A 15541-nucleotide genomic window follows, 5' to 3' on the forward strand; every position below is an offset into this window, starting at 1 on the left:
CTTCGCGCCGTGCAACAGAACTAAACTTTACACACCGTTTGCCCCAAAGCCAAATCGGCGCACAGTGACGCTCGTCACCACGCGCCGATCGCCCTGCACGAACGCGGAAAGTCGGTCAGCTGCCGACCTGATCAGCCCCCTGAGCCGACTTCGACGACAGTGCCGTCATGCGCGAAAGACAGCGCATGTACTTCTTTCGGTAGCCTCCGCCCAGCATTTCCTCGGAGAAGATCTGGTCCAGGCGAATGCCGGAGTTAACGATCCCGATGTCTGCGTCGTACAGTCGGTCCACCAGCGCCACAAAGCGCAGTGCGACACCTTCGTTGCCGATCGGCTCGACCTGCCTCCACGCTGCAAACTGAACACCGTCAATGAGCCTGCGGTACTTCGACGGGTGGATTCGCTGCAGATGCTCAACGAGGCCGGCGAAGTCATCTGCTGCAAGCGTCCGACCACTGCGCAGCAGACGATCTTCAGCAGTTTTGAGTTCATCTTCGCTCAAGGGCGCTGGCGGTTGGGTGATCTCGCGGTGACGGTAGTCCTCTCCGTCAATGCGCAGCACGTTGAATTGATTCGACAGCGCCTGGATTTCGCGCAGGAAGTCCTGTGCCGCGAAACGCCCCTGCCCCAACGCGCCGGGCAGGGTGTTGGACGTTGCGACGATCTTCGTGCCGGCGTCGGTCAGTTCGCGCATCAGCCGCGACATCATGACGGTGTCGCCGGGATCATCGAGTTCGAACTCGTCAATGCAGACGAGCTTCATCTTCTCCAGTTCGGCCTTTGCCGTCGGAAAGCCCAGAGCGCCGATGAGGTTGGTGTACTCAACAAAAGTGCCGAATGCTGCGGGCTTGTCCGACGCGTGCCACGCTGACGCCAGCAGGTGCGTTTTGCCCACCCCGTATCCGCCGTCCAGGTAGATGCCCTTCTCGGCTGGCTTTCCGCCCTTGCCGAAGAGCTTTTTGAACAGCCCTCCCCCGCCTCGGCCCGTGTGTGCAAAGGCCTGCAGGCTGTCACGCGCCTGAGATTGAGACGGCTGTGCCGGGTCCGGCCGGTAGCTGTCGAAGGACACACCTTCAAACTGCGGAGGCGGAACGAAGTCGGCGAGGAGTTCGTCGCGGTTGACGCGGGGATCACGGTCGGTGAGATGAACGGCTTGAGTCACGCGGGCAAGTGTAGCCCGGTGCGGCAAACACCGCGGACGTCAGCCCGTGCGCCCTCCTGCCGGGGCACTCCCCTATTCGAAATCGAAGCCCAAGCGCCCAAGCGCCCGCGGGTCCCGCTGCCAGTCTTTGGCGACCTTCACGTGCAGGTCTAGATAGACCGGCGTTCCGAGAATGTCCTCGATGTGCTGCCGAGCTCGGCGACCGACCTCTTTGAGGCGGGATCCGCCTCGGCCGATGATGATGGCCTTCTGACTCTGCCGCTCCACGTACATGTTGACGTAGACCTCCATGAGGGGGCGGTCTTCCGGCCTGTCTTCACGGGGTCGGATCTCCTCAACCTGCACTGTCAGGGAGTGCGGCAGTTCGTCGCGAATGTCCTCGAGCGCGGCTTCGCGGACGAACTCGGCAATGAGCACCCGCTCGGGTTCGTCCGTGATGTCCCCGTCAGGGTACAGCGGAGGGCTCAGCGGCAGGTGCTTGGCGAGCACCTCGTCGACCGTGTTGACCTGGAAGTCATCGATGGCGGAGACCGGAACGATGTCGGCGAAGTCCATGAGGTCACCAGCTGCGGTCAGTGCCTCCACAAGCCCGGCGCGGTCGACCTTGTCGGCTTTTGTGACTATGCAGACAACAGGTGTTGAGCCCCTGGAATCTGCCAGCTGTTCGGCAATATAGCGATCCCCGGGACCGATCTTTTCGTCTGCTGGGATGCACAGGGCGATGACGTCGACGCTGCGCAGCGTGTCGGCCACCAGGTCGTTCAGGCGCGAGCCCAGCAGAGTGCGCGGACGGTGCAGGCCGGGAGTGTCAACGAGTACCAGCTGGTGGTTGTCTCGGTGGACGATCCCGCGGATGGTGTGACGCGTAGTCTGCGGCTTTGACGATGTGATGGCAATCTTCGTGCCGACCAGAGCATTCGTCAGGGTCGACTTTCCCGCGTTGGGGCGGCCGACAAAGCAGGCGAAACCTGCGCGGAAGTCATCAGGAACTTCGCGGAACAGACTCATTCTTCCTCCCGGGTGATGATGACGTGACTGATGCGGTGGCGGCGACCCTGGCCGGGCTCGGCTACCAGCCGCAGCCCGCTGATGACGGCTTCGGAGCCGGCGATGGGAACTTCGCCGAGTTCGCTGGCGAGGAGACCGCCGACGGTGGTGACGTCCTCATCTTCGATCCGCACGTCAAAGTACTCTGCAACATCTTCGATGTCTGTGCGCGTGGCGACGCGCACAGCCCCACCGTCAAGCGGAACGATTTCGTCTTCGTCCCTGTCGTACTCATCGGCGATTTCGCCGACGATCTCTTCGACGATGTCCTCAATGGTGACCAGCCCGGCGGTGCCGCCGTATTCGTCGACGATGACGACCATGTGCGTGGCTTCGAGCTGCATAAAGCGCAGAAGCGAATCCACGGTCTTCGTATCGGGCACAAAGGTCACGGGGCGGGCGATGTCGAGAGCCAGCTGGTCGCGATCGTCCGGGTGGGTGTGCAGGCGACGGGCGACGTCTTTGAGGAAGACGATGCCGCGGACGTCATCGAGGTCCTTGCCCACAACGGGGATGCGCGAAAAGCCCGAGCGCAAGAACACGGTCATGGCGTGTTCGAGCGTGCTCTCGGACCGCAGGTACACAAGATCGGGCCGGGGCACCATGACCTTGTACGCCCGGGTGTCGCCCAGGTTGAAGACGCTTTCGATCATGTCTCGTTCATCGTCTTCGATGATGTTTCCGGCACTGGCACGGTCCACGAGGTCGCGCAGCTGTTCTTCGGTCACAAACGGACCGTCGCGGAACACTTTCGCCGGTGTGAGCATATTGCCCAGCCACACAAGAACGCGGGCCACCGGGCCGAGCGCTTGGCGCAGGCCGGACACCAGCGGCGCGGAGGCGAGCACCACCGTCAGGTTTTTGCGCCGCCCGATTGTCCTGGGCGACACGCCTGCGATCACGAACACGGCAACGGCCGATGTCAGGGCTGTCACGATCAGCGCTGTCGGCAGGCTGTCGATGAAGCCGGTAAAGCCCAGCAGGGTGAATACGACGGCGGCGGTTTCGAACAGCTGCCGCACAAAGGTCAGCACGTTGATGTGCGTGGGCAGGTCGTTCAGGATCCGCTGGGCCTGCGGGGCTGTGCGCTTGCCGTCTTCAGCGGCTTCCTCAACCTGGTGGTGGCTGACGGTGGAGAACGCGGCGTCAGCCGCGGCGAGCACCGCCGCAAGCGTCAGGCTCAGCAGCGCCAGCATAAAGTCCACGGCTATGTCCACTTATGACTCCGTAGGGATCGGCAGATGGGTTCGGCCCGGTTCGGTTCGAGCGAACCAGGCGCGGAGGACATCGGCCTGTTTGCCGAACATGTCCTGTTTTTCTTCGGGGGTTTCGTGGTCGTAGCCGGCCAGGTGCAGCACCCCGTGGACGGTGAGCAGCTGGATTTCGTCAGCTTGGCTGTGGCCGTTGGCCTCAGCTTGACTCTGGGCAACATCGGGGCAGATGACGATATCGCCGAGCATGCCGGACTGAGCGCCCGGCTGCAGTTCGTCCATTGGGAAGGACATGACGTCGGTGGGACCTTCGAGATTCATCCACTGAACGTGCAGCTGGCTCATCTGCTCAGTGTCGATGAACTGGATGGACAGTTCGACGTCCGGGTGGATCTGCAGCTGTTCAAGAGTGAGGGCCGCTATGCCGCGCACCGCCTCAAGGTCGATTGCCGCAGGTGTTTCGTTGTGGATTTCAATGCTCATTGCCGGTGCTGCTCTACGCCCATTCTTCATAGGCCTGGACGATTTTCGTCACGAGTGAGTGGCGGACGACGTCCTTGGCGGTCAAACGGTGGAAGCTGATGTCCTCGACATTGCCCAGAATGGACTGGACCACGTTGAGTCCGGAGTTCGTCCCGCCGGGCAGGTCGATCTGGCTGGTGTCACCGGTGACGACCATGCGGGAATTGAAGCCCAAGCGGGTGAGGAACATCTTCATCTGTTCGGGTGTGGTGTTCTGAGCTTCGTCGAGGATGATGAAAGCGTCGTTGAGCGTTCGGCCGCGCATGTATGCCAGTGGGGCCACTTCGATGATGCCCTGGTCCAGCAGCGAGGAGATGCGCTCGGCCTCGATCATGTCGTGCAGCGCATCGTACAGGGGCCGTACGTACGGGTCGATCTTCTCATCAAGGGTGCCGGGCAGAAATCCAAGCTTCTCACCGGCTTCGACCGCCGGGCGGGCGAGGATGATGCGGGAGACTTCCTGATTCTGCAGGGCGCGCACGGCCATGGCTATCGCCAAGTAGGTTTTGCCGGTGCCGGCCGGGCCGATTCCGAAGGTGATGGTGTTTTCGCGGATCGACGTGACGTATTCATGTTGGCCGTAGGTTTTGGGCCGCACGGTCTTGCCGCGAGTCGAGAGAATGTTGTCGGTCATGACCTTTGCCGAGTCCTGCCCGTCGTCGAGCATTCCCGCCACGCGGGACACGGCTTCTGGGTCCAGGCGGCCTCCGCTGGCGATGATTTTGCGCATGTGGCCGAACACTTCGGTCACGCGGGCCACGCTCGTGGGATCGCCGGTCAGCTGAATGGTGCGCTGGCGAACGTGGATCTTCACGTCCGGGAACAGCTTTTCGACTGTCCGCAGGTTCTGGTCCTGCGGCCCGTACAGTGCGATGAGGTCAACGGATTCGGGAACAGACAGTGCGGTGCTCTGGTCAGTGTCCAGGAGAGCTTCCTTTCCTCAGTTGTCTTCTACCAGCCTAGCCGTTGTCCGCCGGTCCCCAACGGCCCAGTTCCTGTTGGGTCAGGGCCAGTGCGATCGGCCCTGCCGAAGAGGCCCGCAGAACCGTGGGCCCGAGCACCGCGGTGAGGGCTCCGGCTTCTTCCATCTGCTGGCGTTCAGCATCGGCTATGCCGCCTTCGGGGCCCACGACCACGTAGATCTCTTCGACTGTTCGCCTGCTGAGTTCACTGCGCAGGGTCTGCACAAAGGGCCGGGGTCCCGCTTCGTGCAAGACGATGACGAGAGCGCCTTCGCGGGCCTTCTGGGCCGCGAACGAGGTGGAGCTCAGCTGCTCGAGTTTCGGAAAGTTCACGCGGCGGGACTGGAGTGAGGCGGCCTGGATGAGATTGGCCCACTTGTCGTGTGCTTTGGCCGCTTTCGCACCTTTCCACTGGACGATTGAGCGCTGTGCTTGCCACGGCACGACGACGTCGACGCCGACTTCCACCGCGGTTTCAACTGCCGCCAGATCGCGGTCGCCCTTAGCCAAAGCCTGGATCAGACCCAGCCGCGGTGTGGGCGGCTGCTCGTGCTCCACCTCGTCGGCAGCGAGAACGGCGACTTCTTTAGAAGCCGATTCAAGAACTCCGCGAACCCGCAGACCGGCCCCGTCGGTGAGTTCGAGCGCTTCCCCGGCCTTCATCCGGCGTACGGTCACGGCGTGGTGCAGCGCCTGTCCCGTAATCGGCACGCGCTGCCCGGGGCGAACCTCTGACAGCGGGGCGTCAGTGTAGAAGACCGGAAGCGTCACGACTTGTGGGCGAACCTTTCGCGGAAGCGGCTGAAGGCGCTCTTGGACTTCGTCTCCAGGCCGTGCTCAACGGTGTCTTCGCCGCGCATTTCTGAGAGCTGCTGGAGGAGCTTCTTCTGTTCGCCGGTGAGCTTGGTGGGCGTCTGCACGACGACCGTCACCAGCAGGTCGCCGCGGGTTTCTCGGCGCAGGCGGCCCGCACCGAGCCCTGCCAGGGTTTCGACCGTGCCGGTCTGTGTTCCCGGTTCGATGGTCAGTTCGCGCGGACCGTCAAAGGTTTCGAGTGTCACGGTGCTGCCGAGTGCCGCTGTGGTCATGGGCACGGACAGTTCGGCGCGCAGATTGTCGCCGTCGCGAGTGAACACATCGTGTTCGCGGACGGTGACTTCGATGTGGAGGTCACCGGCGGGACCGCCGCCGGGGCCGACTTCTCCGTGGCCGGACAGCAGGATGCGGGTGCCGTCGTGCACGCCTGCCGGAATTTTGACTGACAGAGTCTTCTCTTCGCGCACGCGGCCTTCGCCACCGCAGCTGTTGCACGGATCTTTGATGACATCGCCGTAGCCAGAGCAGTTGCCGCACACCTGCTGGGTGCGCATGTCACCCAGGATGGTCCGCTGAACGGTCGAAATGGTGCCCGCACCGTGGCACAGCCCGCAGGTTTCGGGTTTGGTGCCTTCGCGCGCACCGCCGCCGTGGCAGGTTTCACACGTGACTGCCGTCTGCACGCGGATGTCTTCTTTTCCGCCGAAGACAGCGGTTTCGAGGTCGATCGTGAGTTCCACGAGGGCGTCGCGACCGGGGCGCACACGCTGATTCGGCGGGCCTGAACGGCGTGGTCCTCCCCCGCCGAAGAAGGTGTCGAAAAGGTCGGAGAAACCGCCGAAGCCGCCAGCGCCAGCGGTGGATCCACCCATGTCGTACTGGCGTCGCTTGTCCGGATCGGACAGTGTTTCGTAGGCGACGGAGACTTTTTTGAATTCGTCTTCGTGGCCGGGGTTGACGTCCGGGTGGTACTTCCGGGCGAGCTTCCGGTATGCCTTTTTGATGTCTTCAGCGGAAGCGTCTCGTTCGACGCCCAGTGTTTCGTAGTGATCGCTCACTGCTTCTTCTTTCGTTCAGATGCGTCTGCACAAGGTCGGGGATTTGGGGGTGCTGTCATTAAGTCATCGGTCAGGTCAGTCAGCTGGTCAGTCCGACAGAATGGTCGATACGTATTTCGCCACGGCTCTGACGGCGGCCATGGTGGTGGGATAGTCCATGCGGGTGGGACCGAGCACTGCCAATGAGGCCGTTGTGTCTTCTGTTCCGTAGCCGGTTGCGATGAGTGACGCCCCTGCCAGCGCCTCAAAGCGATTTTCGCTGCCGATCTGCACGGCAATGCCGTCGGCCTGCATATCTGCCAGCAGCTTCAGAAGCACAACCTGTTCTTCTATTGCCTCAAGCAGCGGACCCATGTGGGTGCCGAACTCGCTGCCGGCGCGGGCCAGGTTTGCAGCCCCGGCCATGATGAGCCGGTCCTGACGTTTGCTGCGGGCCAGTTCAACCAGACGTTCGGCGATTGCGGTTGCCGTCTGGGCCAGTGATACGGGCACTGCGAGTGCACTGAGGGTCTCTTCGAGGGCATCCAGCCGCGTGTCTTCCAACGCCTCATTGAAGGCCCGGCGCATACCGCGTACATCGTCTTCGTCAATCGGGTCGAGTGCTTCGACTATTCGCTGTTCGACTTCTCCGGTGTCGGTGATGAGGATGACGAGGATGCGCTCTGGGCTCAGCTGAACGAGTTCCACGCGCCGAATGGTGGTCTGGGTGCGCACCGGATACTGGATGAGGGCCACTTGGTGCGTCAGCCGCGACAGCAGGCGGACGGTCTGGGCGAGGGTGTCGTCAATGCTCTGCGTGCTTGAGAGAATCTGGGAGATTGCTCGTTTCTCTGCGCTGGACAAAGGTTTGACATCGTCAATGCGGTCGACGAATGCCCGGTATCCCGCATCGGTGGGGATACGGCCGGCTGAGGTGTGCGGCTGTGCAATGAGGCCTTCTTGTTCGAGGGCGGCCATGTCGTTGCGGATGGTTGCCGAGGAAACGCCGAGCTTGTGGCGTTCGACCAGGGCTTTGGAGCCGACGGGCTCGTTGGTGGCCACATAGTCTTCGACGATCGCCCGCAGAACTCTGCTGCGCCGCTCGTCGTTCATCCCGAATCGCTCCCATCCGCGCCCTGCCCTGCACGGGCACATCGGGCGCTCGCTTTTGGCACTCTCACTCTTAGAGTGCCAATTCTAATGATGCGTGCACGTCTATACAAACGCCCGCTGCTTCTGGGGCTGGCCTCGGTTGCCTTTGGTACTAGTTCAGCGCCGGTTCTGGGAGCAACACGCTGCGAGCAACACCACGGCGCGCTATGTTCGGTGCGATACCAGCGCACGGCTATCGTGGTTCTCATGTCTGATCGCTATGGACGCGACGTCCTCTCCTCTGGCCGCACCCACCAACGACCCAAGACCCAGCGGGTTGAAATCAAACGCGGAATGGTTGTGGAAGAGGTTCAGACCGGCTATGTCGGCGCCGTGGTGAAGCTGGAGAAGACCAACGGCGGTTTTCTCGTCCACCTGGAGGATCGTCGCGGCCGCACGCAGGCCTTCCCCTTGGGCTTCGGCTATCTGCTTGAAGGCAAACCGGTCGAACTGGTGCGCCCCCGCCCGGCAGTGCACAAGCAACCCGGCCGTACCGCCTCGGGAAGCAGAGCCGTGCAGACCAAAGCCCGGGTTGCCAGGGGCAGCCGGATTTGGGTTGAGGGAAAGCACGATGCCGAGCTGGTCGAGAAGATCTGGGGTGACGACCTGCGGGTCGAAGGTGTTGTCGTCGAACCCCTGGGAGGTCTTGATGACCTCATGGAGGCGCTGGTCGAGTTCCAGCCGGATGCACAGCACCGGGTTGGGGTTCTTGCTGATCACCTGATCGAAGGCACGAAGGAAACGCGGATTGTCAGCGAGGTTGCCAGCCAGCCGTGGGCGGAGCACGTGAGGGTCACGGGCCACCCGTACGTCGACATTTGGCAGGCCGTGAAGCCGTCTGTGGTTGGGATTGCCGAATGGCCGCAGGTGCCACGCGGAGAAGATTGGAAGCTCGGGGTCCTGCGCAGAATCGGCTGGCCGCACGAAGACCACCGTGACTCCGCCCGAGCGTGGCAGCGGATTCTCGGCTCAGTGAAATCCATTGGGGATGTCGACTGGACGCTGTCGGGCCGGGTGGAAGAGCTCATTGACTTTGTGACAGTCGGCAGACACTGATGGCACCTAGCGCAAGTCCTTTTCTCGGCTCTGGAAAACTGTCCGGCGGCGGCGTGGTTCTCCGCGGATTCCGGCAGGGTGATGCGGACAATCTTTTCGCAGCCTGCCAGGACCCTGCGGTTGTCGAATGGACGCAGGTGCCACATCAATACACCCGCGACATGGCGCTTGACTGGTGCACGAACCCGCCGGAACCATCGTGGGTCATAACGGCCCCGGGAACAGAGCACTCTGATCGCTTTTTAGGGCAGGTCAATTTGCGTGCCCACGGCGCTCATTATGTGTCTTTGGGGTATATGACCGCCCCGTGGGCACGCGGGCAGGGATTCATGACGGCAGCAGTGCGACTTGTGACCGATTTTGCCTTTGCGCGCGGTGCACAGCGGGTTGAACTGTGTGTGCACCCCGACAATGCCGCATCCCGGAGGGTTGCAGAGAAAGCCGGCTTCAGGTTTGAGGGCATGCGCCGCAATGGAGAGGTCCTTCGCGGCGAGGTCCGCGATCTGGCGGTGTATTCCGCGATCACAGCTGAGGTCTGAATATTCTGCCTGTGGATCAGCGGAGCAGCCTGTTGTTGCTGAGCCTGCGTGCGCCGAGACTGGTCGACCATGTCTATAGAAAGCTCAATGCCAGAGTGACGCAGGACAGCACCAACATCCCCAGGCAGTTGATCCAAAAGGCTGTGCCGGTGGCTTTTGCTCGGATGTGCCCCACGGCAGCGCAGAGGAAGTAGGCGATGACCCCAGCGTTGGCTGCGAAAGCAAGCCCGGGCACCCATATTCCCGCAATGAGGCCACTTGCTGCGAGCACCTTGATCACGAGCAGTGACCACCACCAGTTTTCGGGGAAGTTAACGCTGTGAAGACAGTCGCGAATGAAGCGGACTGGCTTGATGGACAGGGCGACATCCCCAAGGAGGACAGCGGCCAGAAGCGTCGGCAGCATCCAGGACGTTGGGATCAGGGTCATGAGTTGCCTCCTGTATGTGGGCAGATTGCCGCGAAGATGTCGCGCAGCTGAGTCAAGAACTGCTGTGCGGAGGTTTCAGATGTTGCAGCCCATATGAATAGGCTGCCGATGTAGGCGGCGTGAAGTGCTTCGGCGCGTTTGACTGCTTCAGCCGCATTTGAGCACCCGCAGACTGTTATGACCTGCTGGAACACTGCGGTCAATCTCTGTGCGAAATCTGTGAAGACCACGGATGTGTGTCGTCCACTGACGAGGATCGAGGCATAGGCCTGGGCGAGGCTGCGGCGCTCCTCGAACAGCGCCGCAAATGGCTCGACTATGGCGACCGCGTCTGCGCCGCAGCGGACATCGGCGGCATAGTTCTGTGCATCGGCATGAGTTTGGCGTTCCGCAATGAGCCCGTCAAAGAGCTCCACAAGCAGGGCCTCTTTGTCGCCGACAGACATGACCGTTCCGGCACTCACACCCGCTTCCCGGGCGATGTCGCGCACAGTTGTCGCCTGGAACCCCCGTTCATGGAACAGACGATCCGCTGCGTCTAACACCGCGCGGCGGGTTTCATTGCGCGCCGAAGTGCGAACACCAGCCAACTAAACCTCCCTGAACATGTTCACTGAACACGTTCAGTATAGACTCACGGCCTCGTTCTACAACCTAGGCAATGCGACTTTCAGCATCAGAAGCAAGGGCATGCCACCGTGCCTCATAGAGAGAAGATCGGAGCACAGCCGCCAAGACGGGATAAACAAACCAGGATTTCTAGGTTTTCCTGGCACTGGTTTAACCCACTAGCCTCCGGCGGGCGGGTCGGGCAGAAGCGCAAGATGGTTCGGACTTTCAAGGGTCACCCAGGGCGTATCGTGTTTCGTCATCCTGAAAAGACCCTCGACGATGAAGTGGAATGAGCCGCGGTCGCCAGGATTGAGATCAGCAAATTTCTCTAAGTACACTCGCCCGAGGACTTCGGCAATGAACTTTTCGCGTACCAGTACGGCAGGAAGCTCCTCTTCCCGATAGCCGCTGTTAATCCAGCCGTTTTGTGCCGCGACAACCGGACCCCACACAACAACACGTTTGCCAAACCGATGAACGTAGTGAGAGACATGGGTGCAGGCTTCTTGGATGCTGCTCTGGGTTTCGTCCGATAGAGTCAATGGCATTGTCGACGCGCGAAATGATGGGTCATCTCGCAGTCGACGCAAAAGCGGCCGCAGACCGATAGAACTCGCATGCGTATGACGTTCCCCGCGCCGGGGATTGTGTCTGCGCCCCCGTTGCGTCACCGTTGGTCCTATTCCGTCAATGACGGAGGCTCTATCGGTTTTGGGGCCGTCAAGACGGAGCACGAGTTCGCTGGCATCGTTCCAGATCGCTTCATCTTCCCTCTTTTCGCCTTCAAGGACGGCCTGTTTGGTTTCCGGAGATTTTTCGGTGCAGAACGGGGCATGCTCATTGGAGTAGAAAAGGGGCGGCCTGCCATCGACACTGCGAGAGCGGAAGTGGACCGGAGCAGCACATGCATGGTCGGGGCAGGATAAACGTCCACGGAGCTCCTCTCGTTCACCAGCGCTCAACTTCGCATACTCGATGGCAACGATCAATCTTTGTCCGTCAACGCAGGCTGTGTGCATCAGCACTCCTCAGTCAGAGACTGCCAACATTAATGCGACCCTACCAAGCAGATAATACCGACAAGATCATTTAACCAGCCCAACTGACTGATAATGAATAGCCGCAGAACAGGCTCTTGCGTTGTGTATCGGAACGATAAGCCTCATTACTGACAGATCATTAGAGAGCACAGCCAGACTACGAACTGCGGCGAGTTTGCACATTCCACTCGCATCTGTACTGGCAAATAGCAACGTGGTCAGGGACGAGCACAGAGAACTGCGCTACACAGCTGCGACCATCTCTTATTCCCGCACAACTAAGGAGAGTGGCTGAAGGTACCCCCGGTTGAATACGGTCACCCAGTCGGGCGAGTAATTGGCGCAGGTTCGCGAATACTCAGCGGCGACCTTGCTGTTCTTCGAACCGGGCTTCCAGGCGGCAGCTCCTAAAACTTCTTAGATTGGACCTTGTGAAAGACGGTCTGTGCTTTCCGACGATTCAGCTCACCGACTGTTCTGCAACTGATGACACGACCAGTTTTCAGATCTGGTTCAATGAGAGGCACTCCTTACCAGAATCGGTGCACAGCTGTACTGATCGCTCGCGCGGATCTTCTCGCCCAGTTGACCCTGCCGCAACGTCAGGCTTTAGCGTCAGCTGCATGACAATCTCAATGATCGACAGTGCCGCCAAGATGCGCGCCATGCTGGACTGCCCTCCCGAAAGATGGCAGGAAGCTGCCCGCCGACTGTGGGAACCCATGAGCGGCATGTATTTTTTCAATCCCGGCGAACTTGACTTGGCTGCCGTCCACCGCCAGAACTTCGGCTTTGGCCCGGAAGCCCCACGCCAACAAGTGGTCGATGCGCTGCGCAGGCTGGAAAAGGCCGCTGCATGGCACCGCATCGAAGCGGCCCTGGCACAGGGTGCGGCCGATCTGGCTGCTGCAAACCCAAGTCTGCGGATTCCCGACGTGACTGCGCTGCTGGTTCTTGGTGACCCAACGAACCGACACTTCATGGACGAGATCAAAGGCCTGTCAGCCTTTGGCGGGATCAGCGGATACATCGCGATCACGCTCTGGCCGACCGACGAAGTCCTCAACCGCCTGGAAGCGATTGCCCTTCACGAACTCCACCACAACGTCCGCTACTCACCCGGAGGCATCATGTGGAACCCACAGACCGTCACTGTTGGGGAGCACGTCATAGCCGAAGGGCTTGCTGACCTTTTTGCCGCCCATTCCTATGGTGACCGCGGCTATACGCACTTTGTTGCTGACGAGACCAGGACGAGCGACGAGGTGCTGCAGCGTGTGGTCCACGGGCTCGAAGTGACAGGCATGCAGGACTTCGCCGCATGGGTTCTAGGAGACGCAACCGCTCGTTTGTTCGGCTCAACGCCGGTAGGCCTGCCCACCGGCGCCGGGTATGCCGCAGGAACCCGCATCGTGCAGACCTATCTCGACACGACCAGCCGCACCGCAGCAGAGTGTGTCACCACACCGGCTGAGGAAATCTTAGACGTTGCCTTGCCGCAGTTGGGCCTAGAACGGCACGGCAATTGACTCAAGAGTCGTGCTGGCAGAGCCTGCGCGATCGGCTATAAGCCGTCGCACACTGTCAAAGGCCGTCATGAATTTGCCTCAAGATGACGGAATCTTTCCTGCCGTGACAGCGGAACCGGGGCAGACGCCTCGTCAGCGTCTAGCGTCGGCAATGACCAGAAATCGACATACAGATTGCCGAGGCAAACCCATGACCACCGCACAGCTTCCCATCCTCAACCTCAGCTTGGCCGACGATCCCGCAACAGCCGAGCAGTTTCGTGAAGATCTGCGCCGGGTCACACACGAAATCGGGTTCTTCTACCTGACCGGGCACGGAATACCCGCTGAGGACTTCGCACAGATTCTCGAGGTCTCACAGAAGTTCTTCGACCTGCCGGAAGAAGAAAAACTCGCAATTGAGAACACTCACTCCAAGCACTTCCGCGGCTACACCCGCACCGGCGGCGAACATACCCGAGGTGTTGTCGACTGGCGTGAACAGATCGACATCGGCGCTGACCGTCCTGCCGTTGCTGAGCCTGACCATGATTACGACAATCTGCGCGGCCCCAATCAGTACCCGGAGTCACTCCCGGAGCTCAAAACCATCACCGACAGGTGGTTTGAACAGCTGACGGAGGTCGGCGACAAGCTGCTGAGCCAATGGGCGCTGAGCCTGGGGCAGCCGGCTGACCACTTCGCACCCGCATTTGCGAATGAGCCGGAATCGTTCATCAAGATCGTACGCTATCCGGCCGCCGAAGATGACTCCGTCACGCAGGGTGTGGGCGAACACCGCGACGCTGGCACTCTCACGCTGCTGTACCCGCAGCCGGGAACCTCGGGTCTGCAGGTGCTCACAGCTGACGGCTGGATCGATGCTGACCCGATTGAGAACACCTTCGTCGTCAACATCGGCAAACTGCTGGAAGTGGCCACCGACGGCTACCTCAAGGCCACCCTCCACAGGGTGCTGCCGACCAAGCCCGGTGAGGACAGAATCTCAGTGCCGTTCTTCTATAACCCAGCACTGAGCGCACAGCTGCCAGCAGTGACTCTCCCGCCGGAACTTGCATCTCAAGCGCGCGGAGTTTCAGTCGACGAACTCGATGTCCTGCACACCGTCTACGGCGACAACGCTTTCGCCTCCCGCCTGCGCAGCCACCCCAATGTGACCGAGAAGCACTATCCGCACCTCGTCGGAGCGCAGTGAGGGGTGCTGTTGCGGTGTCCGTTCAGGCGCGAAGCCGATAAGTTGGCAGCTAGCTTGCCGATAAGTTGCCTGGTATCGAGGCGATAAGCTGACGGTTATATCCTCGATAAATCGGCGCTTAGCCGTCTTCACGCATGGGGATGCTGTCGTATTTCGGACGCGGGTCGGTTGTAAGTCGCCCGTGATACAACGAGATGCATGAAGCTCCGCAGACGCCGCACCACCTACCTCGAAGTCGAGGGGCATCGCTTTCGCGTGGTAGCTACCCCGCGGACACAGCACGTGCATTGGCTGACGTGCCCGAGCGAGGAGTTTCCCAGCGGGTACTCATCGAGTGCATACGTCGCGGCAGACAGCAGGCTGACCTATTGGATCGAGATGCTGAAGCTGATGTTGTTCGGCCCCCTGCCAACTGATGAGCAGCTGCGCGACGAAATTGCGGATTGGCTGTCGTTCACGCTTTCGGAAGACGGCTAAGCAGGCGTCCCCCTCCGGGGACATCGAGTGAACGATGTCCCCCCCCGGGGCTTCACAAAGTGGACCTTGCGGAAGGCTTGTCGAAACTCGCCCGCCGTTGGTTCGGATCGGTTCGATGCACCAGTCGATTCGCATCCGCGTGCTCAAGGCCGGCCGCGAGGAGTCACTCCCGCGCAGGCTCCCTCGCGCCGTCAAGGCCCTGCTCGACGTGGCACAGAGACAGTAAAAGGCTGGCGCCACGTTGCGAGACCTTGCCAACGAGCTCGGGATCGGTTGGGGACGACTGGCCTTGCTGCTGCGGGACCGGGGTGTACGGATGCGGCGTGCTACAGCGCCGCCGGAAGAGGTGCGGGAGATGGCTCATCGCTATGCCAGTGGTGAGTCGCTCGAACGCGTTGGCAAGCACCTCGGATTCTCACCCAGCACAGTCCACAACCATCTACGATTTGCCGACATAGTGCTGCGTGATGCGCACGGATGTGGAAGATAGCGAAGCACGTCGATCGCCGAGATTGGCCGCCAGGCAACTGTTGCTGTCCGACATGGCAAGATGGACCCATGGGACTGGATAGGGTCAGAGATGAGCGACTGCGGATACTGACGTTCTGGTGGATGTTGGAGTTGTTCAGCCCACAGCAGGTGCCGGCCTTGACGCGTCGAGCAACCCGACCGTCAGATCGTCAGGTGATCGCGTGGCAAGCTGGGGATCCTCTTCCCTGGGAGGTGCTGGCTCCGCCCAAGCCGTTCAACGGGA

At 61.0% G+C, this 15541-nt stretch carries 17 protein-coding genes; 6 read left to right on the forward strand and 11 right to left on the reverse strand.

What is annotated here, in order from left to right:
- Positions 1–115 precede the first annotated feature (115 nt).
- The 8 genes from zapE to hrcA all read right to left on the reverse strand — a co-directional run bounded on the left by zapE (position 116) and on the right by hrcA (position 7870).
- The gene (zapE, locus tag GC119_RS02430) at positions 116–1162 is read right to left on the reverse strand and encodes a cell division protein ZapE (RefSeq protein ID WP_151952326.1); all 1047 of its coding nucleotides are present in this window, start codon (positions 1160–1162) and stop codon (positions 116–118) included.
- A 72-nt stretch (positions 1163–1234) separates the two neighbouring features.
- Positions 1235–2170, reverse strand: a complete 936-nt coding sequence (era, locus tag GC119_RS02435; RefSeq protein ID WP_151952327.1) for a GTPase Era — start codon at positions 2168–2170, stop codon at positions 1235–1237.
- Positions 2167–3426 (reverse strand): hemolysin family protein, encoded by a 1260-nt coding sequence (locus tag GC119_RS02440; protein WP_070572487.1) that lies wholly within the window; start codon positions 3424–3426, stop codon positions 2167–2169. The genes era and GC119_RS02440 overlap by 4 nt, the downstream gene beginning before the upstream one ends.
- Entirely contained in the window at positions 3427–3903 is a 477-nt protein-coding gene (gene ybeY, locus GC119_RS02445) for an rRNA maturation RNase YbeY (protein ID WP_070572484.1), read from the reverse strand.
- 13 nt (positions 3904–3916) lie between these two features.
- On the reverse strand, positions 3917–4867 hold the full coding sequence (locus tag GC119_RS02450; protein ID WP_226829209.1) for a PhoH family protein: 951 nt from the start codon (positions 4865–4867) through the stop codon (positions 3917–3919).
- A gap of 34 nt (positions 4868–4901) precedes the next feature.
- Entirely contained in the window at positions 4902–5675 is a 774-nt protein-coding gene (locus GC119_RS02455; protein WP_151952328.1) for a 16S rRNA (uracil(1498)-N(3))-methyltransferase, read from the reverse strand.
- Positions 5672–6778, reverse strand: a complete 1107-nt coding sequence (gene dnaJ, locus GC119_RS02460) for a molecular chaperone DnaJ (RefSeq protein ID WP_151952329.1) — start codon at positions 6776–6778, stop codon at positions 5672–5674. The genes GC119_RS02455 and dnaJ overlap by 4 nt, the downstream gene beginning before the upstream one ends.
- An 87-nt stretch (positions 6779–6865) precedes the next feature.
- On the reverse strand, positions 6866–7870 hold the full coding sequence (gene hrcA / locus GC119_RS02465) for a heat-inducible transcriptional repressor HrcA (protein ID WP_151952330.1): 1005 nt from the start codon (positions 7868–7870) through the stop codon (positions 6866–6868).
- 246 nt (positions 7871–8116) lie between these two features.
- Here hrcA and GC119_RS02470 point away from each other — a divergent pair, with 246 nt between their 5' ends.
- Together GC119_RS02470 and GC119_RS02475 are read left to right on the forward strand one after the other, a co-directional pair.
- Positions 8117–8965 (forward strand): DUF3097 domain-containing protein, encoded by an 849-nt coding sequence (locus tag GC119_RS02470; RefSeq protein ID WP_193215591.1) that lies wholly within the window; start codon positions 8117–8119, stop codon positions 8963–8965.
- Positions 8965–9504, forward strand: coding sequence for a GNAT family N-acetyltransferase (locus GC119_RS02475; RefSeq protein ID WP_151952331.1), 540 nt, complete (start codon positions 8965–8967; stop codon positions 9502–9504). Before GC119_RS02470 ends, GC119_RS02475 begins: the two co-directional genes overlap by 1 nt.
- A 73-nt stretch (positions 9505–9577) precedes the next feature.
- Here GC119_RS02475 and GC119_RS02480 read toward each other — a convergent pair whose 3' ends face one another.
- From GC119_RS02480 to GC119_RS02490, 3 genes are all read right to left on the reverse strand, one after another.
- On the reverse strand, positions 9578–9934 hold the full coding sequence (locus GC119_RS02480) for a DoxX family protein (protein ID WP_151952332.1): 357 nt from the start codon (positions 9932–9934) through the stop codon (positions 9578–9580).
- A complete protein-coding gene (locus GC119_RS02485; protein WP_151952333.1) occupies positions 9931–10524 on the reverse strand; it encodes a TetR/AcrR family transcriptional regulator in 594 nt (197 codons plus the stop codon). The genes GC119_RS02480 and GC119_RS02485 overlap by 4 nt, the downstream gene beginning before the upstream one ends.
- A 198-nt stretch (positions 10525–10722) precedes the next feature.
- Positions 10723–11535, reverse strand: coding sequence for a hypothetical protein (locus tag GC119_RS02490; protein ID WP_141750122.1), 813 nt, complete (start codon positions 11533–11535; stop codon positions 10723–10725).
- A 674-nt stretch (positions 11536–12209) separates the two neighbouring features.
- Here GC119_RS02490 and GC119_RS02495 point away from each other — a divergent pair.
- The 4 genes from GC119_RS02495 to GC119_RS10895 all read left to right on the forward strand — a co-directional run bounded on the left by GC119_RS02495 (position 12210) and on the right by GC119_RS10895 (position 15277).
- Entirely contained in the window at positions 12210–13115 is a 906-nt protein-coding gene (locus tag GC119_RS02495; RefSeq protein WP_151952334.1) for a DUF2268 domain-containing protein, read from the forward strand.
- 190 nt (positions 13116–13305) lie between these two features.
- On the forward strand, positions 13306–14310 hold the full coding sequence (locus tag GC119_RS02500) for an isopenicillin N synthase family dioxygenase (protein WP_151952335.1): 1005 nt from the start codon (positions 13306–13308) through the stop codon (positions 14308–14310).
- A 198-nt stretch (positions 14311–14508) separates the two neighbouring features.
- Positions 14509–14787 carry a hypothetical protein gene (locus GC119_RS02505; RefSeq protein WP_151952336.1) on the forward strand — a complete coding sequence of 93 codons (279 nt, stop codon included), beginning with the start codon at positions 14509–14511 and terminating at the stop codon, positions 14785–14787.
- Positions 14788–15103: 316 nt separating this feature from the next.
- Complete coding sequence (locus GC119_RS10895) at positions 15104–15277, forward strand: helix-turn-helix domain-containing protein (RefSeq protein ID WP_226829187.1); 174 nt, start codon at positions 15104–15106, stop codon at positions 15275–15277.
- The last annotated feature ends 264 nt before the right edge of the window (positions 15278–15541 follow it).

The organism is Brevibacterium sp. Marseille-P9724, from assembly GCF_902500275.1.
Classification (GTDB): domain Bacteria; phylum Actinomycetota; class Actinomycetes; order Actinomycetales; family Brevibacteriaceae; genus Brevibacterium.